Origin of the sequence: Rhizocola hellebori, assembly GCF_016862955.1 — a bacterium.
Taxonomy (GTDB): domain Bacteria; phylum Actinomycetota; class Actinomycetes; order Mycobacteriales; family Micromonosporaceae; genus Rhizocola; species Rhizocola hellebori.
Genome location: NZ_BONY01000034.1, coordinates 1 through 22,479 on the forward strand (window position 1 = coordinate 1; position 22,479 = coordinate 22,479).

Here is a 22,479-nt window from a genome sequence, read left to right on the forward strand (position 1 = left end):
AGCGACGACGGCGCGCAGCGACGACGGCGCGCAGCGACGACGGCGCGCAGCGACGACGGCGCGCAGCGACGACGGCGCGCAGCGACGACGGCGCTGACATTGTCCGGTCACCGTTCCGCTTTGAGACCAGTCTCGGGCGTCCGAATAGGCGCCCGACTGAGAAGCAGCAATGATCGTGGTTAGGAGCCATCGCGCAGCACTGCTTCTAAGTCTGTGGCGAATTGATCGGGCAGCTTTCCATTGTTTTGCAGGGCATACAGAATTCCGGTGCGGAATTTCTCACTGAAGCGCGCATAGTACGGCGTTTGCGGGCGTGGCCTGGCTCTCTCAACGGCCAGACGCAGCGTGCGGAGGTAGGGGTAGCGCTGGCCGAGGTTGGTGTCAGCGAAGACGCTCACACGGGTCGGCGCGAATCCACCGCGTTCGAACAGCAGCCTCTGGCTGAAGTCGCTGGTGAGGAACCGGATCAGTTCCAGCGCCGCCTGCGGCTGGTCGCTGTGTGCTGCGACGGCCAGATTCTGTCCACCCAGGACGCTCGGACCGGGCAACTCCGTCACCGCGAACGGTTTGGCCATGCCGGGCGGTCGAGTCAGTTCGAAATAGGCTATTGGCCAGTTGCGCAGGAAGATCGCCCTGCCGTCGCGGAATGCCTGCGTTGCGCTGGACTCCGCGTAGCTATCCGCCGGCGGCAGGATCACCCGCGGGTGGCGGCCGCTCAGCCCGGCCACCAGGCTGTCCAAGGCCGCCTGGACTTTGGGCCGCATCTCGGGATCGTCGATGACCAAATTGCCTTTTGCATCGACAACCTCTCCACCGGCCGCCCAAATCGCCTCCAGGGTGTTGACCGTCAAACCCTCGTAGGAAGCGAACTGGCCCACGTACCCTGCCTCCAGCTCGCGGTGATTCAACCCGGCGCCGGCCAGAACCTGCTCGTGAGCAAAAACTTCCTCGACTGCGGTCGTAAGGTCCGCCCAGTTCCTGAACGCCGGGTCACCGCCGATCAAATCGTTTCGGTAGAAGAGCAACCCGGCGTCAGTGTTCAGCGGCAGCCCCCACCACTTGCTGTGGCGCCTACACGTTTCCAAAGGGCCTCGAAGAAAGGCGTTTAAATCCAGCTTTATCGAGTCGAGGGCACGCAGATATCCGGCGTCGACGAACTCCGCCATGAACGGGTTGTCCAGGTTGTAGATATCGACGCCCCGCCCTCCTCTCTGGGCTGCGTCCAGCATCGCACCATGCTGATCGTCAGCGTTTCCCGGCACTGAGACAATGCGCGCATGTGGCCGGTCAGGAAGGGAGTTCCATTGATCGATGAGCGCCTGGCGTTGGCCACCGAGCCCGTAGTCTGCGCCGCTGAGGATGACCAGCTCACCGAATTCGGTCGCGGCCACCAACAGTCTGCCGGAACCGGCCGCGACCACCAACGCCAAAATGCCCAGCAGCACCAGACGCAGTCTATACGGACGCACTGGCCGCAGGACCTTCAGCCCGCGCAGACGTATTCTGACGATCAGCCGCGTATGCGGCGCAAGGCCGCCCAGGATCGCGGCCACCACCAACAACAGCCACTGGATTGGCCGCTCTGGCCAACCGCTGGCCAACGCGCCCGCCACGACTGCGCCCGCCACCACCAGCGAGTGGATCAGATCCCGCGGGGAGAGTTCGTTCTCTGAGGATGACGATGCATCCTGCTGCTCTATCTTACTCAAGCGTGCCTCCACCAGGCATTCTCACACCACGTCGTGGCCGAACCGCCGACAGAGTATCAAGTATGTCAATGAGATCGGGGATCGGTGCCAACCCACTCGGCGGTGAAGCACCATCGGCAGACGTCGTCGCGCCGGCCCGATCACCTCGTTGCGCTTTTCGGTCGTGTCACTGATCGGAACGCACCGGACATTGATCGCGAGCGTGGCGAACCACGATCGGCATGAGGCGCAAACCAACGTCAATTGATGCCGCTGCTGCCTCGGAAAGGCCGGTGGCTCAGCCGGCCCCAAGCCCCACACGTTCGGCCGCTGCGCCGCCGTCGATCTCGCCGATCGGCGGGCTGTCGGGCTGCCCGGTCACCCAGCCGGTCCCTGCCGGGCCGGAGGTGCCCGCAGGCGCGCTGTTCGGCCAGACATCCGCCTTCGGCAACGCCGACCTTTGGGTGGGCGCGCTAGGCCCGGCCGGCGTATTCACGCTCGAACCGGATCCCGTGCATGGCATGGGAACCAAGCTGGGCTGGTACCGCATCACCGCGGGAGAACTCCAGATTGCCGGCAGGCGTCTGGATGGCCCAGCACCGGCGCTGATCTCCCACGTGCCCGACGGCTACGGTGAGACCGGATTCCAATCCAGCGGTGTGGACTTTCCCAGCGAAGGCTGCTGGGAGCGCGCGTTGGCACTGGGGCGCTTGACTACTTCCGGTTGCTGGATCTTCTGCCGCAACCGTCGGCGGTGTCGCGCACAGCGACGCACCTACATGCGTGATCATCGGATCGGGCTCGTCAACCCTTGACCCTAGGTAGACATCTATATAGGACCTTGGTAGATTTCGACCATGCCCCCCGCTCCGAAGATCAGAATGACGTGGCAAGTGCAAGCGGTGATCCAGGTTCTTCTCGACCACCCGACCGGTGAGGTGTACGGCCTCGAGCTGGGCGCCGTGACCGGGATCAGGAGCGGAACCCTGCACCCCATCCTTGCGCGTCTGGAGACATTGGGCTGGGTGGAGTCACGTTGGGAGGACATCGATCCTGCCGAGGTGGGCCGGCCCCGGCGGCGCTACTACCGGCTCAGTCTGCGTGGCGTCGACTTGGCCCGCATTGCCTTGGCCGGCGCAGACTCGCCGCGCATGCGCTGGCGTCCGGACGCCGCCCCGGCAGGCGGTGTGGCTTGAGCTACCCCGCGCTCGAGGCGGCCGACGTTCCCGATCGGCAACACGCCCTACTCATAGTTCTTACCACCGCCCACAACGGCGTCGTGGAGTACATCAAACTGGTCGACCTCGCCAGAGCGCGACACACAGACACATCACGGGTTCGCGACGCCCATGACGGCTACCAGTATTTAACCCTGTCGCCCATCGAGCACGCCGCCGCTGACGCTGATGTCAGGAATGCTCTGGCGATGGTGGCCCAAGCCTGCGCCGGCCACCTCGCCGACGCACACCGCCAACTGGGTTCGCTGGCACCGTTGGGCCTTGTCAGGCAATGCCATCAGGAGCGAGCCGAGTTGGCGAGCCTACTGGCCGACACCCACCGCCAGGTCCGGCGCTTGGCCGACGTGCACGAAGCACTGTTCGTTCTCGGCCTTCAGGCGACCCAACTATCGGTGCAGGTGGCAGCGGCCATAGAACTTGCCGGCGGCATAGTCAAGGTCCTGTTCGACGGCAAGGAGCAACGCGACGCTGACACGGTGCGCCCGCGCTATCCACGTTGGACGGAGAAGCTGGCCGGACTTGCCGTCTACGTTCTGCCGGATGCCTTTCGCGCACGCTACGACGAGGAGTTCCGAAGCGAGCTGTGGGATCTCGGCCTCAGAGGCACGTCGCGATTTGGCCAACTCCTTCACTCCCTGAGCCTGCTCAACCGATCCTTCGACCTGCGAGCTGAGCTGAATCACCGCAACCCTCAACCGGCCCAGCTCGAAGACAAAGACTCGCCCACCGCGTGGCAGACCGACCGCGTCCAGCCGCGCCGACCCCACCACCTCATAGTGATTATCCTGGCGGTCACCGGGCTCCTGACCGGCCTGACCGAACTTCTGCGTGGCATAAACGAAATAGTTCAACTCTTCCGCTAGGCATCCTGCGCGTCACCCGAGCGGCCGCCACATCGCGACAAGGACGATCGGCGCAGTCGTTTCGAGCCGCGATCGCTTTTCTTGCCACAGAAAGCGGGGTGCGGGCGCCGACGGCACGACGCCGGCGCCCGACAACCGTCCCTGAAATGAGGCGGTACGCCGCGGATCACTTTCTGCGCTCACGGTTGATTCCACGCTTGTCGTCGGCTGCGCGTGGTGTCGTGCCTAGATTGAGGTGTAGGAGCCGTTGCCGGGCAACCGTTGTACCAGCTGGTATAGCGCTGGTAGTTGCAGCCGGTACCAGGCCCAGTTTCCCCTCCTGTCACACACCAATATCCCCGCGTCGACGAGGACGACGAGGTGTTTGCGCAGCGCCGGCTGGCTGATCGGAAAGTATGGCAACAGCTCGGTTTGACTGCACTCGCCTTCGGCGGCGGCCTGGATCAGCGAGACTATCTGCAGCCGAACTGGATGTGCTAAGGCATGACACAGGGCAGCCAGCGTCGCCGCTTCCTCACACGACAATACGCCGTGCACGGCATTGTCGTGGGCCACCATCGTCTCAGGGTAAGCCCACCGATCTTCGCTATGCGGTGGCTGGCAGTGGCCGGCCATGGCGGTCAGCCTTCACGTAGCCACCGGTAGAGGCCCACTCCCGCGATCGCGACTATGGCGGTCGTGGCGACGCCCGTGCTCACGGTGTACCAGGGCATGGCCGAGTCTAGGTACAGTTTTTCTGCCAGCCATTGGCCGCGATTAGTCAGCCTGGTGACCATGTGGGTGGCGATGTCGAATCCGTTGACCAGATATCCGGCCGCTATCAGTCCAAGTACGGCGGCGGTCGAGGCTCCGTAGGTGTGGATGCCGTTGCTGTGTCGGCGTTGTTGCATCCACGCGGCGATTGCAATCAGTGCTGCGGTGCATAGGCCGAACAGGATGAGCACGGCGTCTTGGATGCCGTGTTGGTTGAGGTGCAGGGCTGGGCGGCTGGTGTCCACGCCGGGTACCGCACCACCGATGATCATCGAGCTGGTTTGGACTTGGCGGGCCAACACGGCGAACACCACCGCTACCTGAAGCAGCAGCATGGAGCGCAGCAGCCAGACGATGCCGGTGGGGCGGGACTGTTCGGCGTTGGTCGTGTTCGTCTGGGCGGGTGCGTGGGCTGTTTCGCGTTCGTCTGCCGGTGCGCCTAGGGTGACGCCGGTGTCGGGTGCGGTCAGCTGCAGCGGATCGATGCTGGTGCCGGTGCCCGCAGGCGATCCGGTGTGTCCTGCTGTCGGTGCAAGCGTCTCGGTGCCGGCCGGGGCTGGTGAGGCGACTGGCATGGTGGACAGATCGGGGTGGGCCGGTGGGCGCCAGTCACCGAACGGGGTGAGCACCGCGGCCGCACCGCCGGGCACCTCAGCGATCACCTGCCGTGGGGTGGGCCGGGCGGCCGGATCCTTGTCCAGGCAACGCCCCAGCAGGCTGCGCAGCTCTGCCGGTATTCCGTGCAGGTCGGGTGGCTCGGACAGCACGCGGTAGATGGTGGTTTCGACGCTGTGGTGGTCGAATGGGCCGTGCCCGGTGCCGGCGTAGGCGATGGTGGCGCCGAGGGCGAACATGTCCGAGGCTGGGCCGAGTGCGCCGCCGCGGATCTGTTCGGGTGACATGTAGGCCGCGGTGCCGATGGTGGCGGTGCGGGTGTGCTGTGGGTCGACGAAGGCGCGGGCGATGCCGAAGTCGATGACCCGCGGCCCGTCCGCGGCGAGGATGACGTTGCCTGGTTTGAGGTCGCGGTGGATCAGGTGGGCGTCGTGGATGGACTGCAGCGCTTCGGCCAGCCGCACCAGCAGCGCCCGGCATGTCGCCTGGTCCAGCGGCTGCGCCGATGCGGCGGCCTGCAAGGTGGGTCCGGCGATGAATTCGGTGGCCAGCCACGGCGCTGCAGCGTCCGCGTCGGCGTCGACGATGCTGGCGGTCCAGAAGCCGCCCACCGTCCGCACCGCGTTGATCTCCCGGGTGAACCGTGCCCGGAAGTCGGCCACCGCCGCGAATTCCGGCCTGATCACCTTGATGGCCAGTGGGCGTGAGCACTGTGACAGTCCATAGTAGACGCGGCCCATCCCGCCCTCACCCAGCCGACCCAACACGCGGTATCCGCCTACCGTGCGTGGATCGTGGTCGTCCAAAGCCTGCACGTCGCCTCCCAACGATGGCATCCTATGTCTTGGCTCCCCTGGCCGCTGCCACCGGCGGGACGGTTCGGCGGCACGCCACAGCACCAGGCGGCGCCTCTCGCTCTGGATCCGGTCATGCTGTGCAGGTGCATTTTCGGCCGCGTTGGCCGATGCTGAATGCATGCTGCTGCCCTACCGGCTGGACATGATGCTGGATCTTTTCAGCCTATGTATCGACGGGCACACCATTGTGGTCAGCCAGGAGCAGCTGCAGCGCATCCACGATCAGGTGGACGCCGCAAGCGCCTGCTGGCCCGAGCTCAAGGCGCCGCAGGTGTGGACGGCGGTGATCGAGGCCTTGGGGCACGACCCGCGCACCTAACCCGGGCGCGCTGGGCCAGGGGGTTGCTCCTGCCACCCGTCGTGTGGCGGCCGGCGCTCGGCAACATCTGGCGCGCCGCCGCATCATTGCGTCCGCACGGATTGCCGGGCACAGCCGGCGTGTCAGGTACTGAGGGTGTTCAATCCGGCGTTCACCGCCCGGCGGTCGGTGGTGATTGGACTAGCGAGGTCAGGTCGCGCCACTGGTCGCCGGAGCGTGCCATCATCTGCGCCGCCAGTTCTCGGGCCAGCTGTTCGGAGGTGAACTGCTTGGACCACACCGCGGCGTCGCCGTCGCCCTGGCGGGCCTCCACACGCCAGACGTAACCGTTGGTGTAGAGCCACATGTCGCGTCGTGCGATACGGCCGTAGGCACCGTTCCACCACCGACCCTCCAACGTCCAGCCCGTCGGCCCGATGCCCGCCACCCACCGACTATCGAACATCCGTTCGACGGCGTCAAGCCAACGTTGACCAGGTCAAAGAAGCTCGCATCGACCGGTGTGGGCGCCTCGACAAGCCTGCACGCCGGCGATGCGGTCGGTCCTGCAGCGAGCACACCGAACCTCTGGCGGGCGGCGGGTCGGCCTGTGCATCCCTCGCTTGGCCCACCAGACGGCTCGGTGTGCGGTGTGTCATCGCAGTGTGGCGCGTCGGCGAGCCAAGGCGTAGACCGCTGCGCCGAGCAGGACGATCAGCGCGCCGGTGGCGGCGATGCGGGCGGTGCCGCTGCCGGTGACCGGCAGGACCGTGCATCCGGCGGGTTTGACGTAGTGGTGGGTGGCCAGCAGCGGGTCTTCGCTGAGCGTCTTGCTGACGGTCACCGTGGCCCCGGTCACGTCGATGGTCACGCTCGTGCCGATCGGGACCTGCCGCAGATCCGCCAGCCCGTCGGAGGTTTGCACGAGGAACGGTTGCAGCGAGCCGTAGTTGGCGATGGTCACCGATGTCCCCGCGCAGGTGTCGGTGAAGGACACGTCGACCTGGTCTGGTTTGGCGCATGCCGCAGGCACCTGGTAGGTGTGGGTGGCGAAGACGTCGCCGAGTCTGAACGCGATGACGTCCCCGGCGGACAGGTCCGCAAGCTTGCGCGCCGACGCGCCGTGCTCCACGGTGAACTGCGTGTGGGCGGCGCCGTTGCGCAGCACCTCGAAGCTCTGCTGGCCGGTGGCGGTGTTGAACACGTCGAAGGCGAGTTCGCCGAAGCACAGGTCGGTGAAGGTGGCGCTCAGGCTGCCCGGCCCACACCCGGTGGGCGTGTGGAAGACGTGGCTGGCCTGAAACGCCCGCACCCCACCGGAAAGGAGCTGGTAGACGGCGAGCACCGCCCCGTCGGGCACGGCCGGCACCGGATAGCTGACGGTGCCTGTCGAGGCCTGCACCGGGTTTCCTTCCACACCGTTGACGGTGACCACCACAGTGGCGGTAGCGGGCATAGTGGTCAGATGGATGCGCAGCCGCGCCAGGTCCGGGCACACCGTGTCGAAGTCGACGCGGATCGGCACTTCGCCGGTGCAACCTTGCGGGCCGACATGGCTGTGGGTCACCTCGGGCGCACCGGCGACCGACACCCCGATCGTCTCGCCGTGCGCAGCGCCGACGGTGAACGCGCCGCCCGGCAGCGGCAACGAGCCGACCACAGCCCCGTTTTTGCGCAGGGTGACCGTCGCGCCCTCCGGGGCGTCGGCGCTGACAGCGACACCGCCGCACACGTCGACGAACTGCACCCCGGCCGCGGCATGGGCCGCAGGTGCCACACCGAACACGATGGCCGCGCACACTCCCGCGGCGAGAATCCACCTAGTCACCGCACGAGTATGCCGTCGACACCCACCTATGTCGACCGACTTCTTTCCCTTGCGATGTAAAGCGGTCGCAAGCGCGACCTGACAATAATTTGCGGCTCCGCGGCACCCGATTGGTAGCATTGTTGGGAATGCGGCCGGCCGCGACACGCCGCTCACGCTGCTGCGCCATCTGCGCGGGCGGACGATCGGTGACATCCGCGTGTTCGCAGCGGACGATTTTCTCGATCCGGCAGGGCAGCAGCGACGGAAACTATCATCGTGGACATCGCCATCGGCAAAGCAATCGACGTACCGCAGGATCGCACAGCTGAGTCCTTCACCGGCTGGCTGATCGATCACGCGGCGCGCAGATGATCTGCGGCGACCGTAGCCGGCGCCTACGGAATGCGGGGACCAACCCCAAGATTCATTCAGGACGCTCCTAGATCACGAATGCCGCTCCGACGCGCTTGCTCGACACATCGCCAGCACCACGCGGAGGACTTACACATGGTGCAGACGGTCCGGCGTGTCACCGCGTGTCACCGCGTGTCAGGACAGGTCATCAGCCATCCCCTTCCGCAAGCTTCTGATCGGCACGTTGACTGGACAAGCGCCACGAGGGCCACAGCGCCAAGGCGAAAGCCACCCTCGGGCCATCTCAGTTCCCTGGACAAACGTCTCGTCTGCAGTCGGCAAGCCGCCGCGGCCGTCCCGCAGATGATCCCCGGCTTGCGCCACGAAACCGAAGGAGTGCCTGGTTATGAGACCAGCCAACCGTCTCGTCCTGATCGCCGGCCGCACCATGCTATTGGCCGCCACGACCCTGACCTCCTGCGGCAACGAGCCGCAGCCCGCTGCGCCACCTACCGCGTCACCAGCTGCGTCACCAGCTGTGTCGGCTAGTCCCGCCATCGACCGTGTCGTTGTCGCGCCTGCCGGTGCGCCATACACCTACCAGATACCGGCTGGTTGGGTGCAGGCCGTTCGAGACGGCGCTGCACCGGGCTACCTGACCTCAGTCGGGCCCCCGCTGGGAACCGCGCGCAGCGACGCGGTCGTGTCCGTCGAAGTCCTCCACGCCGGCACCGCGAGGCAGGCCCGTGAGCTTTCCGAAGTGTCCAAAAGCGACCCCGGCGCGCTACCGGCCGGCCAGGGCTGGACGGTGAGCACAGTCGACACGCCTGCCGGGCGTGCCCGGCAGGTCACCTTCCGCTCAGGCGACGGTCCAGGCGGCCGTTACTACTTCTTTGACCGGCCCGCCAGCAGGCCCGTGTTCGTCATGTGCCAATGGTATTTCGACAAGGCGGCCGATGAGTCGCTTCGTGGATGCGAGCAGGTCATCGACACGTTGACACTCAAAGGCTGATCGCCCACAGCAATCGGCGCCGCGCAAAGCAAGCCGCACCTGCTCGCCGGATCGGAACCTCCCGCGCCCACGCGGTGCCACAGTTGCCGACGCATGCATGCCATCGCTGGCATGCATGCGTTCGGACCGTGCAGGCGACGAACTGTTCGGAGTTCCGGTCACGCCGCAATGCCATCCATTGAGAGGCCTGAGATCAGGACACACCTCGTGAACGTCCTCTGGGACGGCGGCGCCGAGCGAACGGATACCCACCGCCCTGCATGCTCGCAGCGAAGTCGTGATGAAGCCAGCTGAGGAAGCGGATGGCGCTGGCGGTGCGCATGTGAGGATGGCCCCATCCGTAGTGCGGCGGAGCGCCGGTCCTCGTCGGACTTACGTGATCTCGTTTGGACCGTCGATGTCGATGGCCGGGCGGCAAGCATTGTCGCGCCGCGACACGACCATCCCAGCTTCGGCGACCGAGCCGTGTCGCCGCGCGACAGGCCCGTCTGGCCGAGCACGACCCGCGATGAGTCGACGTACGCTGCGTTGTCCCCGCCGCAACCGCCGGCTATGGCGTGTCCCCTCTTGTGTCGAGTGGGTGGTGGTCCTGGCCTTGTGTCTTCCCCGGATCTGCTGTTTCGGCGGCCTGCGGGGCTGCGGCGGGGTCGCCAAGGTTCGGCGATCATCCGGCTCGATTGGAAGGAGATGTTCGTGACATCAACTGTCGACCCGCCGCCCCTGGATGAGGATGAGGTCGGCCTGCTGGATTGGCTTCGTTTGCAAGCCGACCAGAACGTTCCCGAAGCATTCGCGGCGGCGGCAGTGCCGGTGGCCTGGCTGGGCCGCACGTCCACCGACGACGCCCAGGACCCGACCTTGTCGCTGCCACGGCAGCTGGACAGCTGCCGCAAGGCCCTGCCGCCAGGGTTCGTCATCGTGGCGAAGTTCTACGACGTCGAGTCCGGCCGCACCACCGTGGAAAACCGGGGCAAGAGCAGCGCGCATGAGCAGCTGGACATTCCCATCGCCCGCGACGGCAGCATCGCCGACCTGCTCGCCGAAGCCAAACGCCCCGACCGCCGGTTCGTCGCGGTCGTCGTGGAATCCATCGAACGCGTCGCCCGGGTCACCTACGTCAGCACGAAGATCGAGCACCAGCTGGAGAAAGCCGGCGTAGCGCTGCTGGCGGCCGACGAGGGAATCGACCACAGATCGATACCGAACATCAATCGCAGCGATTCGCCCTACCGCAAAGCGACCCCCACCCTGACCCGGCGGATCAAGCAGGCCATCGCCGAGTGGTACGTGCTCAACATGCTGGAACTGACCTGGGGCGGCCTGAAAGCCCACACCGTGCAGGGCTACAACATCGGCAAACCACCATACGGCTACCTGGCAGACAAGCAGAAGCATCCGGTCAAGGCCAAAGCCCGCGAGGGCAAAACCAAACACCGGCTGACCGCCGACCCGGTCAAAGGCCCCGTCGTCACCCAGATCTTCCAATGGCGCACGGTGCTGCGGCTGGGCTACGACGAGATCGCCCACCGCCTCAACCTCGACCCGGACCGCTATCCGCCGCCAGACCCGATCCTGGGTGAAGGCCGGCGCCGCATCGGCCTCTGGACCGGCGGCAGCATTCGCGAAGTCCTCGACAACCCCAAACACACCGGCTACATGGTCTGGAACCGGCGCAAACGCGGCCACCGCGCCCGCGAGATCAAAGGACGGGTCAACCCGCCATCGGCATGGGTGTGGTCGCCCCGACCCACCCACGAGCCCCTCGTCACCCGGGAACTGTTCGAAGCCGCCAGCGCGGTCGGCCGGTTCCGGCAAGGCTCCCGTAACGCACCCGGCAAGAGCACCAATCCGAGCGCGAAACGCAGCTACCGCCTGCGCTCCTACGTGTTCTGCGACCTGTGCCAGCGACGCGCCTTCGGCGAGATACACAAAGGAACCACCTACTACCGCTGCTCCCCCGACGCTAAATACCACGCACATCTGCCGTGGTTCGCCGCGCACCCCCGCGCCGCCTATATTCGCGAAGACCTGCTCACCAACCGACTCTGCGACTTCTTCAAACATCGGATATTCGGCAACGCCCGCCATGCCCTACTCACGGCAGCAGCAGCCGACCAAAACCGGCAAGCCGCAGACGACGCAGCCAAACGCGCCACGAAATTGGCAGCTCAACTGGAAGAACTCAAACGCCGTCAGGACAACCTCATCACCGAACTCGAACGCTTCACCAGCACAGGCGACAACGACGTCGACACCACCCTACGAGCCAAGATCAAAGAAAGGTTCGCGGCGATCATCACCGAGCAACGCACCACCACCGGGCAACTTCGCCAAGCCAACGAAGACGTCAGCGCCCAACGCCCGATCGACCTGAACATCCTCAACCGGCTGCCGCAGCACCCGCTTGACCTCGACCAGCTTCCCGAGGCCGAACTCCGAGACCTCCTCGACGCGTTCCACCTAGAGCTTCGCTTCCACCCCAACCACAACGAACTCACCGTTCGGATCACCATCAGCCACGACTCCGTGGCGTTCATTGGCAACGCCCTCAACGTCACCCGGGAAGACGACCGCCACGCAGACGCAGCAGGCAGTGGACAGCTTGGCCTACTCCCCGCGGGCCGACCACCCACCAGTAACCGAGAAGAGTTCGGGCAACACCTCGGGTACCCGGCGGCGCACTTTTATAGCCTCTGACCTGGGGAAATGGTCACATAATGATCGTCCGTTAAGCGACGGTTAAAACTACGAGCGGCCCGACGATCCCAAATCATGTTCACGGATTAGAGGATCAAGTCCCCGGATCGCAGCGCACACTGCCTGACCTGCGCGGACACCGCCTGCCACAGAACCCGGGTTAAAGTGCAATCTCCCCGGGGCTACCGGCACGATGCTCTGGCAGTCGACACCGACCCCTGGAGAGCCGCGAAACAGCCCGCAGAAGTTGGCTCCGGTCGCCAAACGCGAGCGCTGTCCCAACCGACGACGCGGCCATCGCAACAAACGGCATCACCGTCTTCGCCCCCTCCCCTCAGCCAGGACTGCGATGCCTCTACCGGCCACCCCTCACCGAGGCGTACCCGATCATTGACCTGTACATGAGGCCCCACCAACGAAAATCCTTGCGTACGGGCCATATGAGAATCGCGTAGTCACACCGCCCGCCGGTCCAGTACTAGACTATGCGCGCGTGATGGACCCTGGTCGGATGCTCGATGCCTGCGAGTAAACCCTTGCCGAGGCTTCCTAGACGATTGCTACGAAGCTCGGATGGACTCGTTTGGATGCGAGCCATTACGCTTCGTCCGTGCAACTTCCCGAACACCATCGGCCGCCGTTGAGCCGGGGTCAGCGAGCTTGGACTAACACTCTTGGCGCAGTTGTCGGAATTGCAGGCTTAGCGGCGTTGTTCCTGACCGAAAATCAAGCGGGGACCGCGGTCTGCCTTCTGCTAGCAGGAGTTTTACTCCTCATAGGAATTCAGGGAACGCCGCTGATTCGATTCGGCTCTGGGGAGCATTCGTTCGAGCTCGATACGGCCAGACGCACCGAGGAGATTGCCGAGCGGGTGGCCGAGGTTGCAGCGGCAGACCCGGAGCAGGCGGAGGCGTTGCTAGAGGGCTTTCTGACGGCCAACCCGGCTGCGCTATCGGAGCCCAGGATGAAGGAGGTCCAACGGCTCGTCTATGAGCAGCAACTTCACAACGTGCTCGCTGATCTCGCTCCCAACGGTGTCGGGGACCACCGTTTCTCCGACTTCACCATTCCCATGACGCAGGGCCGCAACCTATATGTTGAGGTCCACTTTGCCTTCGACGAAGACGAGCGCCATCGGAATTTTCGACGTCGGAAGATGAATACCATCGTGACCGACCTGCACAAAGATCGATCGGGTGGCGGGTTCATCGTGATAACCAACTCGGCTTCAGTCTCACTGCAACTGACCGAATTCGTCGAGTCTGCAAAAGCACAGTTCACCGTGGATCCACGGCCAGTAGTGGTTGTCGCCTGGCGCGACTCGTCGGACAACGAGCAGTTAGCGGCCGCAATCAATAGTTTTGAGATCGACAGCAGCAGAAACCTCAGCAAGACGGCCTGATCTGGCGTAGGTGTCAGACTCGACAATGTTGTCCACATTCAGCACACCTGTGACACGAGCAGAACGAACGACTCCCACCAGGGATCCGTTAGCACGTTGTTCAGCGAGACTGAGCGAGTTGGGTACCGCTGCGCAATCCTGTCCTGGCCGTCACCGCTCGTGCAGTGGTTGAACACTGGTGTGCTCCACCGGCGGTGACAGACGAACCGACAGGGTCAGTATTGGTGGGTTAATGCGTATGATCCGCATTCGGGGCACACGTGTGGTGACTCGCTGTCGTTGAGATCGCGGTCGTACCAGTGTTTTGGTGGCTGCCGCTGGTCGGCCCACAACAGCCCACACCTGGTGCACGCCCAGCAGCCGGTGGGGGGTGTTGGCCCTGCGGACATCTCTGAGCGATCCACCTGCCAGGGCGAAGAACCGCTTCGGCCAGCGTGTCGCAGTCCGCGATCGGGATCACCCACTTGTCGATGCCGTGGCGGAACTCGGCTGTAGCTGGTGCGCCTGCCGCGGTCAGGCGGTGGATGAGCCTGACAAGGTCGGGGCGTTTGACGATGTGTCCGAGCCAGGTGTCGCCGTGGCGTACGGCAAGGGCGTCGCCTACGGGGGCGAGCGTAACTAGTGCCTTGTGCGCAGGGATTTGCTCGTCGGACAGGCCTGCTTGGGGTAGCAACGGTACGTCGTCGTGGAACGGCAGCCTGGCTAGAAAGGGGATCTTGCCGTTCCACACTGTCGGGCTTGATCCGGTACACAGCTCCACGCCGATGTTGCCTCGGTCATCGCCGCCGCGGTCCCAGCCCCCGGTCAGCTGGGCGCGGCATGTCGCCGCCATACCGCCGGCTTCGATGCGAGTAACCAGGCGTCCGTAGCGGGCAGCTTCCTGCCGGGCGATGTAGCCGATGGTGTGTTCGCCCGCTCGGACCTGCACAGCGTTGGAGTCATACGGGTTGTCTGGCTCTCGTACGAGCGTTGCGGTGAACAGCCGTCGTCGGGTGCCGAGCCCATTACGGCCGCCAGCTAGGTGCTCAAGATTCTCGCGGTAGTTATTCTCGCCGTGGACGATGGCCTGCCATGTGCCGAGGTTGATGGTGGGCAGTCGGGTCCAGGCGATGTCGGGGATCAATGCGGCTCCACAATCGACGGAAACGGGCGGGACGATCGGTTGTCGCAGACCAGCGAGGGTTCAAGCGTCCGATCGATCAGCAGCTTGGCACGAACCTTGCGCGGTCACGGTCCCGTGAGAAACAACATTTGGCGGGCAGTCAGAGCCGGAGCTCAAAGTAATTGACATCGATTTGCTCAAGGATCAGGTCTGGTGGCTGTCGTTTCGGCCAGGGCGCGAGCCCACGGCGCAGTAGCCAGCGTCCTATCTCGGCGCTTCGAAGCTCGCTACAAGTCCTCCAGAAGGATTCCGAAAGAGGAATCCGAGTCTGGTCAGCATCAAGCTTGACGGTCACGACATCCCACGAACGGTCGAAGAACCGGTCACGATCACCTACGGAGATACGAAGGCCATAACCAGCGCCTGAGCGTAATGCTTGCCCATTGCTCCAACCGCGTACCAGCATCATGTGACCCCTTTCGCTCATCTCAAGCTGCCACGAACACGGATCTACGTCGATCACCCAACTGGCTAGGGCGTCCTGCGTGCTCCGGCGGGGTTCGTTGTCGGCCGCTGCCTAGGCAACCTCGGTCAGCGTATGCGCCAGGTCCGCCGCGTGTGACCCTCCTAGCGGTGCCTGGGCACAGTAATGTTGCTCGATTTGGGCACGCAATGCGCCGCTATGACCGATCAGGTCAGCCGCCCGGCTAATCCGGTGGGACCGATTCACGGATGCCACGTGTGTCGGTGTGGGCTGGTACCGTCCGTGCGAATTAGGAGAGTGGATGTCTCACTTTACTCGGGTCCGCACGAAGTTGATGGATGAGATGACCATCCGGGAGGCGCTTACCCGCATGGGCTACACGGTCATGCTCGCAAACGACGGAGTCTTCGGATGGCAGGGCCGCCGAGCCGAGGCGGCCTTCAAAGTCCGGCCATCCAAGACTCGATTTGAGATCGGCTTTGTTCCCGAGCCACGCAGCGGTTACAGCATCGTTGCCGACTGGTGGGGAGTGGCCGTCGTCAAGCAGGAGGTGTTCACCCAGCAGCTCACGCGCGAGTATGCCTATGTCGCCACGGTGGCCACCCTGACCGCGAAGGGTTTCGAGGTTCAGGAACAGGTGATCGAGGACAGCGGCGAGATCCGCATGGTGTTGCGGCGGCAGGTGGGAGTCTAAGGATGGCCGAGGAAATCATCGAGGTGACCATCAGCCCTAAGGGCAAGGTCGAGGTGCACCTGCGCGGGATCGCAGGCATGGGCTGCGTGGAGGAGACGCGGGAGCTGTTCGCGCTCCTCGGCGACGACGTAGAGAGCCAGGAGCTAACGCCCGAAGCCTTTGCCGAGGTATCGCAGGAACAGCAGAATCGGCTGTGGAGTTGAGCCTGGCGACCGCGTGGCGGGTGCACGCCACGCTGGCGCGCTCACGAGCCAACGGGCCTGGAAGCCGTTTCGTGGTGTGGACGCAGGGTTGCTCACTGGCGTGTCCTGGCTGTTTCAACCCGCAGACCCACACGGCGGTAGGGGCTACGCGCCAGGTGGGCAGCGTCGTACGCGAGGCTTTGACCACCACCGGAATCGACGGTGTCACGGTGACCGGCGGCGAACCGCTGGAACAGCCCGCCGCTCTGGCCGTGTTCGCCGGTGAGATCAGTCGGGCAGGGCTCGGCGTCGTGGTGATCACCGGGTTCAGTCGTGAGGAGATCGAGTCAGATCCTGGGCTGAGCGCCGCAGTGTCTGATGTGGACATGCTTGTCGCTGGCCGCTACAACCAACGCCTCCGTGTGGCGGCGGGCCTGCGGGGATCTTCGAACAAGGTGTATTGGGCGCGTTCGGATCGGTACACAGAAGAAATGTTCATGGAAGTGCCGCAGGCGGAGGTGCTGATTGGTCCTGACGGCACTGTCACCCTGACCGGAATGGTGGCGCACTTGGGTGAGGAGCGGCGATGACAGTCGGCGATGAGATTCAACTCTATCTGCGGGCGAGGGTGCCGCTGATACTGCTAGTGACGGTGGAAGAGCAGCGCGCGTTGGAGATTGTAGATCAGGTACGACGGGACAGGGATGCCAGTGCTGACCTGATTACCTGGGACATCGCCGATCGATTTCGGTCGCGGGTTGGTCGGCAAATGCCTGATGCGGCCTCGCCGGATCTCGCTCTGGACAAGATCCGGGAGATGGCTGACAGCGGCAAGGATCGCCCTGATTTGTACGTGCTCAAGGATTTTCACGAGTTCTGGAAAAACCCCAACACGAAACGCAAGGTACGTAACCTGGCGCACGACCTCAAGTACACCAGGTCCTCGCTGATTGTAACCATGCCGGTGCGGGACGTACCGCCGGAGCTTAGCGATGACGTCGTGATCATCGATCTGCCTCTGCCCGACGGGGCGGCCCTGCGCCGCCAGCTCGACGACCTCATCGACGGGACCACCGGTGTGCGTTCGGAACTTACTACGCACGGGCGGTCGCGGCTGGCGCAGGCTGCGCTGGGGCTGACCTCCACTCAAGCCAGCAGGGCGTTCGCCAAAGCGATCGTGCGCGACCAAGTGCTCGATGAGCGCGACATCCAAGCGGTGTTGGATGAGAAGAAGGCAGTCATCCGCCGTTCGCAGGCGCTGGAGTTCTACACCGTGGAGGAGACGCCCGATGACCTCGGCGGTCTGGAGGTTCTCAAACATTGGCTGGAGCTGCGTGAGAGAGCCTTCGGTGATGAGGCTGCCGCGTACGGATTGCCGGCACCCAAGGGCGTTGCGCTTATTGGCATTCCAGGCACCGGCAAGAGCCTGACCGCAAAAATGGTTGGTGGCTTGTGGCGGCTTCCGTTGCTGCGCCTTGATGTCGGTGCACTATTCGGCTCTCTGGTCGGCGAGTCGGAAGAGCGGGTCCGCCGGGCGCTGGACCTCGCCGAAACGGTGGCGCCGTGTGTGCTGTGGATTGACGAGCTTGAGAAGTCGCTGGCCAACGGCGGTAGCGATGGTGGCACCAGCCAGCGGGTCTTCGGCACGATTCTGACCTGGATGCAGGAGAAGACCAAGCCGGTGTTCGTGGTGGCGACCGCCAACGATGTCGCCGCTTTGCCGCCGGAGTTGTTGCGGCGCGGCCGTTTCGACGAGGTTTTCTTCCTGGACCTGCCAACCGACGCCGAGCGCCGCGAAATCATTTCGGTGCACCTGCGCAAGCGAGGCCGCGATGTTCGCTCGTTCGACGTGGCCCACCTGAGCCGGATCTCGGAAGGGTACGTGGGGGCCGAGTTGGAACAGGCGGTCATAGACGCCATGTACCGGGCGTTTTCCGACAACGGTCGCGACATTACGACCGAAGACGTGGCAGCCGCCATCACGGCGCTGGTTCCTTTGTCTCAGTCGCAGAAGGAGACCATCGAGAACCTGCGGGCCTGGCTGCGGGAAGGCAGAGCCAAGTCGGCATCGTTCACCGAGGCCGCGCTGGCAGCCGAGGCCCAGGTCCGGCTGGAACTGGCCTGACCCGGGAGCGCTGATGTTAAGTGAGCGCCGGGCCAGGCGGATGGCGCAGCGGGCAGCTGCCGGCAATGGTGAAGACTTCGGATTCTGGGCTAAGCGCGCCTGGCGCAAACTGGCTGCGGCCGCTTGGGAGACGGACCAGTCAGCGCTGAATGTTCTGTGCACGATCGTCGGCGACACGGGCTCGCCGAGACGCCAGGACGCTCTGGACTTGATTGCCACGACATGGGTCTTCAGACGGCTTCCGCAGCTGCGCGAGCATGTTGTCGGGCATCAGGCAATGGCGCATGGCCATGCTCGGCTTGTCACCGCCGCTTTGCACGGGCAACTGGCGCAACATTGGACCGCGCAGGAAGCCAACATTGTTCGCAAGATGCTCTCTGATGCAGACCCCGACGTGCAGGCTGGTGCAGTGTCAGCCATCCGCGCGGCAGACAGTGCCATGGTGCATGCGCTGTGGACCGTGGTACCTGGAATGTCGGCGCCGCTTGAGCATGCTTCCCATCGCTGGTGGGAGGATCCGCTAGCGACGATCCTCATCTCGCACCGAGTATCGCCGCCCTCCTCCAATCTGGACCATATGTGGCGCACCTGGATAACCAACGCCGGTGAATCCATGTGGGTGGCGCTGAGCAATTGGCGGATTCCTGGCACGGCACAGGACGTGCGGACGCTCAGCATGATCGCGGTCGAGCCGGATGTCACACGGCTGACCGAAAGCGACCTTCGCCCAGCATTGCTGGAGTCCGCCTCACGCGCGCCCCACCCGATCGCCGAGATCGCACAGGCGAAGATTCTGGACGCTATCCGCCGTAGCACCGGACACGAACTGGCCGATGAGGTGTGCGAAGCCGCGACCCAGCAGCCGGTTCTAGCCGCCTTCTGCAGACGTCACAAACTCGCACCCGCCGATCCAGTTCGCCGGGCCGCGTTCTTCATCCTCACTCAGCAACCCGAGCAGCTGCAAGCACTCGACCCTGACGGCTCCCTGCTGTCACTTGCCTACGCCACCGCCGACCCGCAAACGCGGAAGAGGCTGCAAAAGGGCATGCTCACCAGCGGCTCGCTGGACCTGGTGAAGGTGCTGGCCGGCGAAGACCGGCGCGGACGCCTCCACCTCATGAGCGACGAGGAGATCAAATACCTGACCGAACAGCTGGCTGCCCGTGCCGCGTGGGAAGAGCTGTGGCGCATCGTGCTGGAGATGCCGATGGCGCGCAGTATCCGGTTGATGCAGCTGTTCGCCGGTGGCTGGTTGCCACGCGACGACGACTCCCGCGAGCTGTTCACACGGCTGGCCTCGTTCAGCCACATCAGGCTCGAAAGCGGCACCAAGGAACTGCACGGCATCTGGCCCGTCGCCGTCCCGCAAGCGCGAATCAAATTCCACGGCCGTATCAACGACGTGTCCTTCGCCCCGGACGCGCCGCAGCTGGCAGTGGCCGGCTCGTCGCGTGTGGCCGGAATCGTCGACCTGACCCAGGCCCGGCTCACCGAACGCTACGACGGGTTTGCCTCCTCGGTTGGCCGGGTGCTGCATCTGGGCGCCGGCATGTTCCTGGCCGCCGAGCGCACCAACAGGAAAGACCACGAGTGCCGGGTGATTCGCTGCGCCGACCAGAAGCGGGAAACGCTCATCCAGCTGCCTGGCTCGATAACGTCACTGGCACCGGCCGGTCCTGGCCGTTTTGTTGCAGGCACACGTTCCGGAGAACTACTGATAGGTGCCAGCGCATTCGTGGCGCCAACCCGCGTGCCGATGACCCGCCTGGAAGCCGATCCCGAATACGACTGGCCTAGAACGGTCGCGGCCGACCCGCAAGGTCAGCGCCTGGCTGTGCTCGGCCGCACCCTTATCCTCACCGACGGCTCGGCCGCGGGCGTGCTCGGCCGCGGCTTCCAGCATACCGTGGTGGCGCGGGCGGTCATGCTCACCGCCGACCTGCTAGCGGCCTCCGACCAAAACGGCAACATCAACCTGCTCAGGCATCAGCGTCATGTGCTCAGGCCGATCGCCGGCGCGTCGGTGGCGGGCCTTGGTGGGCTGGCCGCGATCCCGTCACGCCAGCATCTCGTGGCAGCCGACCGGGCGGGTCAGCTGTCGTTCTACGACCAGACCACTTTGAAGCTGACGAGCCAGATCGCCTGTCCACCTGGCGGCGGGCATGCGACAAGCGTGCACGCAGGAGCACGCGGCGACTTCCTCGCCGTCGGCTACGACTCGGGGCACGCCGACATCTACGACTTGCGCATTGGCGACGTGCCGTCGCTGGTGACCCGCTCCCTGTCCAGCATGGTGCCCGCCCACCTTGGGGTACTCGCCGCGGCTCGGCGCGTCCGCGCGGTCTCCGGCCCGCCTGCAGAGGTGCTCGATCTGCTGCAAGCGTGTCTGGAGCACCGATTCAGGTTCGACATCGAGATCAGCGAGACCGTCACGATCGCGACCGGTGAGTACGACATCGCGCTGGCGTGAAAGGAAAACATGGCCACACGAATCGGTATCGACTTCGGCACCGCGAACACCGTTGTCGCGCAATGGAACGCCGAACGCGATCGCGGCGAGCCGATTGACCTCGCCGGGATCGATGTGCTTCGCCCGAGCGCGGCCGGTGTCACCCAACGGGTAGTTCCCTCCGTCGTCGCCTACGACCGCCAATCGGGAACAAGAACCATCGGTGGGCAGGTCTCCCCTGACATGTTCACCGATCCCGGCCAGGCCGTGTTCCGGTCGACCAAGAGCGTGATCACCGGACGTATCAAGGACATCGCGCGGCAGGTGGGAGCAGGCTCGATCAGCCCCCGGCACGCCGCGACCCAGTTCCTCAGCGACATCCTTGCCGCCACCATGCTGGCTGTCGACTCACGCGATCTGGAGATCGTGGCGACGGCGCCCGTGGAGGCCTTCGACACCTACCGGGACTGGATGGTACGCGAAGTCAGCGAACAGGCCGGGCTGGCCCGGCTACGCGTGGTCGATGAGGCGACCGCGGCTGCGGTCGGCTACAGCGCGCGGCTCAATCCCGGTGACACGTTCATGGTCTTCGACTTCGGGGCGGGCACGCTGGACATTTCCGTGGTGCGGGTACAGGACGCCCAGGCAAGCCAAGGCGGCGGAGCCGGAGTGAGGGTCGTCGGCAAGGCCGGCATCGACTTCGGCGGCGACAACATCGACGCGCTTCTTGCCGAGCACGTGGCCAGCCGCCTACGTCTGCCATATGGCGACAGCCATCTGCACAACCAGATCTTCGGGCAGCTTTTGCGATCAGCGGAAGCGGCGAAGATGGCGCTCACCTCCGGTCCGCTAGCCACCATCCGCGCCGTCCACCCCGACGGCACCGAGTACAGCGCGGAAATGAGCCGCGGCGACTTCGACGCGCTGCTGCGAAACAAAGATGTGACCGGCAGGGTGGGGCGCGCCCTTCGGGCCGCGCTGGACAAAGCGGCGGGAGCCGGATTCGTCGCCGACCAGATCCGCGACGTCTTCCTAGTCGGCGGCACCAGCCTAATCCCGGCCATCCAAGACGTGGTGTACATGCAGTTCCCAAGGGACATCGTGCGCATCGACCGGCCGCTGGAGGCAGTGGCCGCCGGCGCGGCCGGCATCGCCGGTGGCTACGAGTTGCATGACCACATCCAGCACGACTATGTCATCCGGCATGTCAACCGCGACACCGGAGAATACGAATTCGAGTCGCTCGTCCCGGCAGGCACCGAATACCCAACGTTGACCCCCATCAAGACCATGACCATCAAGGGGGTACGAGACGGGCAACGCAATCTGGGACTGGCCATCTATGAACGCGCCCACGCCACCTTTCGCGACGCCAGCGCAGACCTGGAAATCATGTTCGACGCCAATGGCGGCGCGCGAGCCGTCGCGGTCACCAGCCAGCAACGTCAGCAGCGCTCGACACTGTGGCTCAACGAGGACAGCCCCACATTTTTGGAAGCCGACCCGCCCGCCACCGCCGGTTCGGACAGATTCCGTCTCGACTTCAGAGTCGATGCGCAGAAACGGCTGACAGTATCAGCGTTCGACCTGGAACGCAGAACATGGGTTCTCGATCAACAGCCCGTTGTTCGCCTGTCCTGATCCTGTCGCCGATCCATAACGACCTAGTCAACAGGCGTTGCATCCTCGGCGACTCGCGGAAGGCGAAGTCGCCGTCCTTGGACGCGATCGGGACAGTGGACGGCTGAGATCGGGATGGTTGCCGGGCGGTACTCACGTGAACGTCGCGATGTCGGTCGGGCCACATAGACTCCAATGCGAGCGAACCCCGGCCGCTACAGATGCTCGCTGCCGGA

Annotated in this window: 19 protein-coding genes; 13 read left to right on the forward strand and 6 right to left on the reverse strand. The window is 64.8% G+C overall.

Annotated features, from left to right (window positions below; genetic code table 11):
* Positions 1-179: 179 nt before the first annotated feature.
* On the reverse strand, positions 180-1,709 hold the full coding sequence (locus Rhe02_RS25840; protein ID WP_203910949.1) for an extracellular solute-binding protein: 1,530 nt from the start codon (positions 1,707-1,709) through the stop codon (positions 180-182).
* Between the two features lie 272 nt (positions 1,710-1,981).
* Here Rhe02_RS25840 and Rhe02_RS25845 point away from each other — a divergent pair, with 272 nt between their 5' ends.
* Genes Rhe02_RS25845 through Rhe02_RS25855 form a run of 3 tightly spaced genes read left to right on the forward strand, consistent with a single transcriptional unit; the run spans position 1,982 to position 3,789 of the window.
* Positions 1,982-2,503, forward strand: coding sequence for a hypothetical protein (locus tag Rhe02_RS25845; protein ID WP_203910950.1), 522 nt, complete (start codon positions 1,982-1,984; stop codon positions 2,501-2,503).
* Between the two features lie 42 nt (positions 2,504-2,545).
* Positions 2,546-2,884, forward strand: coding sequence for a helix-turn-helix transcriptional regulator (locus Rhe02_RS25850; protein WP_239124051.1), 339 nt, complete (start codon positions 2,546-2,548; stop codon positions 2,882-2,884).
* Positions 2,881-3,789, forward strand: coding sequence for a hypothetical protein (locus Rhe02_RS25855; protein WP_203910951.1), 909 nt, complete (start codon positions 2,881-2,883; stop codon positions 3,787-3,789). Before Rhe02_RS25850 ends, Rhe02_RS25855 begins: the two co-directional genes overlap by 4 nt.
* Positions 3,790-4,014: 225 nt before the next feature.
* Here Rhe02_RS25855 and Rhe02_RS25860 read toward each other — a convergent pair whose 3' ends face one another.
* Positions 4,015-4,347 (reverse strand): ArsR/SmtB family transcription factor, encoded by a 333-nt coding sequence (locus Rhe02_RS25860; RefSeq protein WP_203910952.1) that lies wholly within the window; start codon positions 4,345-4,347, stop codon positions 4,015-4,017.
* 62 nt (positions 4,348-4,409) lie between these two features.
* Positions 4,410-5,984, reverse strand: a complete 1,575-nt coding sequence (locus Rhe02_RS25865) for a serine/threonine-protein kinase (protein ID WP_203910953.1) — start codon at positions 5,982-5,984, stop codon at positions 4,410-4,412.
* A 148-nt stretch (positions 5,985-6,132) separates the two neighbouring features.
* Here Rhe02_RS25865 and Rhe02_RS25870 point away from each other — a divergent pair, with 148 nt between their 5' ends.
* Positions 6,133-6,333: a hypothetical protein gene (locus tag Rhe02_RS25870; protein ID WP_203910954.1), complete on the forward strand. Its 201-nt coding sequence runs from the start codon at positions 6,133-6,135 to the stop codon at positions 6,331-6,333.
* A gap of 151 nt (positions 6,334-6,484) precedes the next feature.
* Here the strand turns inward: Rhe02_RS25870 and Rhe02_RS25875 are convergent, their stop codons facing one another.
* Together Rhe02_RS25875 and Rhe02_RS25880 are read right to left on the reverse strand one after the other, a co-directional pair.
* Positions 6,485-6,778, reverse strand: a complete 294-nt coding sequence (locus Rhe02_RS25875; RefSeq protein ID WP_203910955.1) for a hypothetical protein — start codon at positions 6,776-6,778, stop codon at positions 6,485-6,487.
* A 189-nt stretch (positions 6,779-6,967) separates the two neighbouring features.
* Positions 6,968-8,140, reverse strand: coding sequence for a hypothetical protein (locus Rhe02_RS25880; RefSeq protein WP_203910956.1), 1,173 nt, complete (start codon positions 8,138-8,140; stop codon positions 6,968-6,970).
* Between the two features lie 742 nt (positions 8,141-8,882).
* Here Rhe02_RS25880 and Rhe02_RS25885 point away from each other — a divergent pair.
* From Rhe02_RS25885 to Rhe02_RS25895, 3 genes are all read left to right on the forward strand, one after another.
* Complete coding sequence (locus tag Rhe02_RS25885) at positions 8,883-9,488, forward strand: hypothetical protein (protein ID WP_203910957.1); 606 nt, start codon at positions 8,883-8,885, stop codon at positions 9,486-9,488.
* Positions 9,489-10,181: 693 nt separating this feature from the next.
* Complete coding sequence (locus tag Rhe02_RS25890) at positions 10,182-12,185, forward strand: recombinase family protein (protein ID WP_203910958.1); 2,004 nt, start codon at positions 10,182-10,184, stop codon at positions 12,183-12,185.
* 610 nt (positions 12,186-12,795) lie between these two features.
* On the forward strand, positions 12,796-13,587 hold the full coding sequence (locus Rhe02_RS25895) for a hypothetical protein (RefSeq protein WP_203910959.1): 792 nt from the start codon (positions 12,796-12,798) through the stop codon (positions 13,585-13,587).
* A 229-nt stretch (positions 13,588-13,816) separates the two neighbouring features.
* Here the strand turns inward: Rhe02_RS25895 and Rhe02_RS25900 are convergent, their stop codons facing one another.
* Positions 13,817-14,710, reverse strand: a complete 894-nt coding sequence (locus Rhe02_RS25900) for an HIRAN domain-containing protein (protein ID WP_203910960.1) — start codon at positions 14,708-14,710, stop codon at positions 13,817-13,819.
* Positions 14,711-15,474: 764 nt separating this feature from the next.
* Here Rhe02_RS25900 and Rhe02_RS25905 point away from each other — a divergent pair.
* From Rhe02_RS25905 to Rhe02_RS25930, 6 genes are read left to right on the forward strand one after another with little or no spacing between them, the layout of a single operon-like run.
* Complete coding sequence (locus Rhe02_RS25905; RefSeq protein WP_203910961.1) at positions 15,475-15,867, forward strand: DUF1257 domain-containing protein; 393 nt, start codon at positions 15,475-15,477, stop codon at positions 15,865-15,867.
* A 2-nt stretch (positions 15,868-15,869) separates the two neighbouring features.
* On the forward strand, positions 15,870-16,070 hold the full coding sequence (locus Rhe02_RS25910) for a DUF2997 domain-containing protein (protein ID WP_203910962.1): 201 nt from the start codon (positions 15,870-15,872) through the stop codon (positions 16,068-16,070).
* A complete protein-coding gene (locus Rhe02_RS25915; protein WP_203910963.1) occupies positions 16,061-16,639 on the forward strand; it encodes a 4Fe-4S single cluster domain-containing protein in 579 nt (192 codons plus the stop codon). Before Rhe02_RS25910 ends, Rhe02_RS25915 begins: the two co-directional genes overlap by 10 nt.
* Positions 16,636-18,174, forward strand: coding sequence for a Ycf46 family AAA ATPase (locus Rhe02_RS25920; protein WP_203910964.1), 1,539 nt, complete (start codon positions 16,636-16,638; stop codon positions 18,172-18,174). Before Rhe02_RS25915 ends, Rhe02_RS25920 begins: the two co-directional genes overlap by 4 nt.
* Before the next feature lie 13 nt (positions 18,175-18,187).
* Positions 18,188-20,644 (forward strand): WD40 repeat domain-containing protein, encoded by a 2,457-nt coding sequence (locus tag Rhe02_RS25925; protein ID WP_203910965.1) that lies wholly within the window; start codon positions 18,188-18,190, stop codon positions 20,642-20,644.
* A gap of 9 nt (positions 20,645-20,653) precedes the next feature.
* On the forward strand, positions 20,654-22,264 hold the full coding sequence (locus Rhe02_RS25930; RefSeq protein WP_203910966.1) for an Hsp70 family protein: 1,611 nt from the start codon (positions 20,654-20,656) through the stop codon (positions 22,262-22,264).
* Positions 22,265-22,479 lie beyond the last annotated feature (215 nt).

What these genes read in the sequence shown, in the direction of transcription:
- Rhe02_RS25905 (WP_203910961.1), top strand. Translation starts at nt 15,475, where the DNA reads ATGTCTCACTTTACTCGGGTCCGCACGAAGTTGATGGATGAGATGACC.
- Rhe02_RS25870 (WP_203910954.1), top strand. Translation starts at nt 6,133, where the DNA reads ATGCTGCTGCCCTACCGGCTGGACATGATGCTGGATCTTTTCAGCCTA.
- Rhe02_RS25920 (WP_203910964.1), top strand. Translation starts at nt 16,636, where the DNA reads ATGACAGTCGGCGATGAGATTCAACTCTATCTGCGGGCGAGGGTGCCG.
- Rhe02_RS25875 (WP_203910955.1), bottom strand. Translation starts at nt 6,778, where the DNA reads ATGTTCGATAGTCGGTGGGTGGCGGGCATCGGGCCGACGGGCTGGACG.
- Rhe02_RS25910 (WP_203910962.1), top strand. Translation starts at nt 15,870, where the DNA reads ATGGCCGAGGAAATCATCGAGGTGACCATCAGCCCTAAGGGCAAGGTC.
- Rhe02_RS25860 (WP_203910952.1), bottom strand. Translation starts at nt 4,347, where the DNA reads ATGGTGGCCCACGACAATGCCGTGCACGGCGTATTGTCGTGTGAGGAA.
- Rhe02_RS25850 (WP_239124051.1), top strand. Translation starts at nt 2,546, where the DNA reads ATGCCCCCCGCTCCGAAGATCAGAATGACGTGGCAAGTGCAAGCGGTG.
- Rhe02_RS25925 (WP_203910965.1), top strand. Translation starts at nt 18,188, where the DNA reads ATGTTAAGTGAGCGCCGGGCCAGGCGGATGGCGCAGCGGGCAGCTGCC.
- Rhe02_RS25930 (WP_203910966.1), top strand. Translation starts at nt 20,654, where the DNA reads ATGGCCACACGAATCGGTATCGACTTCGGCACCGCGAACACCGTTGTC.
- Rhe02_RS25885 (WP_203910957.1), top strand. Translation starts at nt 8,883, where the DNA reads ATGAGACCAGCCAACCGTCTCGTCCTGATCGCCGGCCGCACCATGCTA.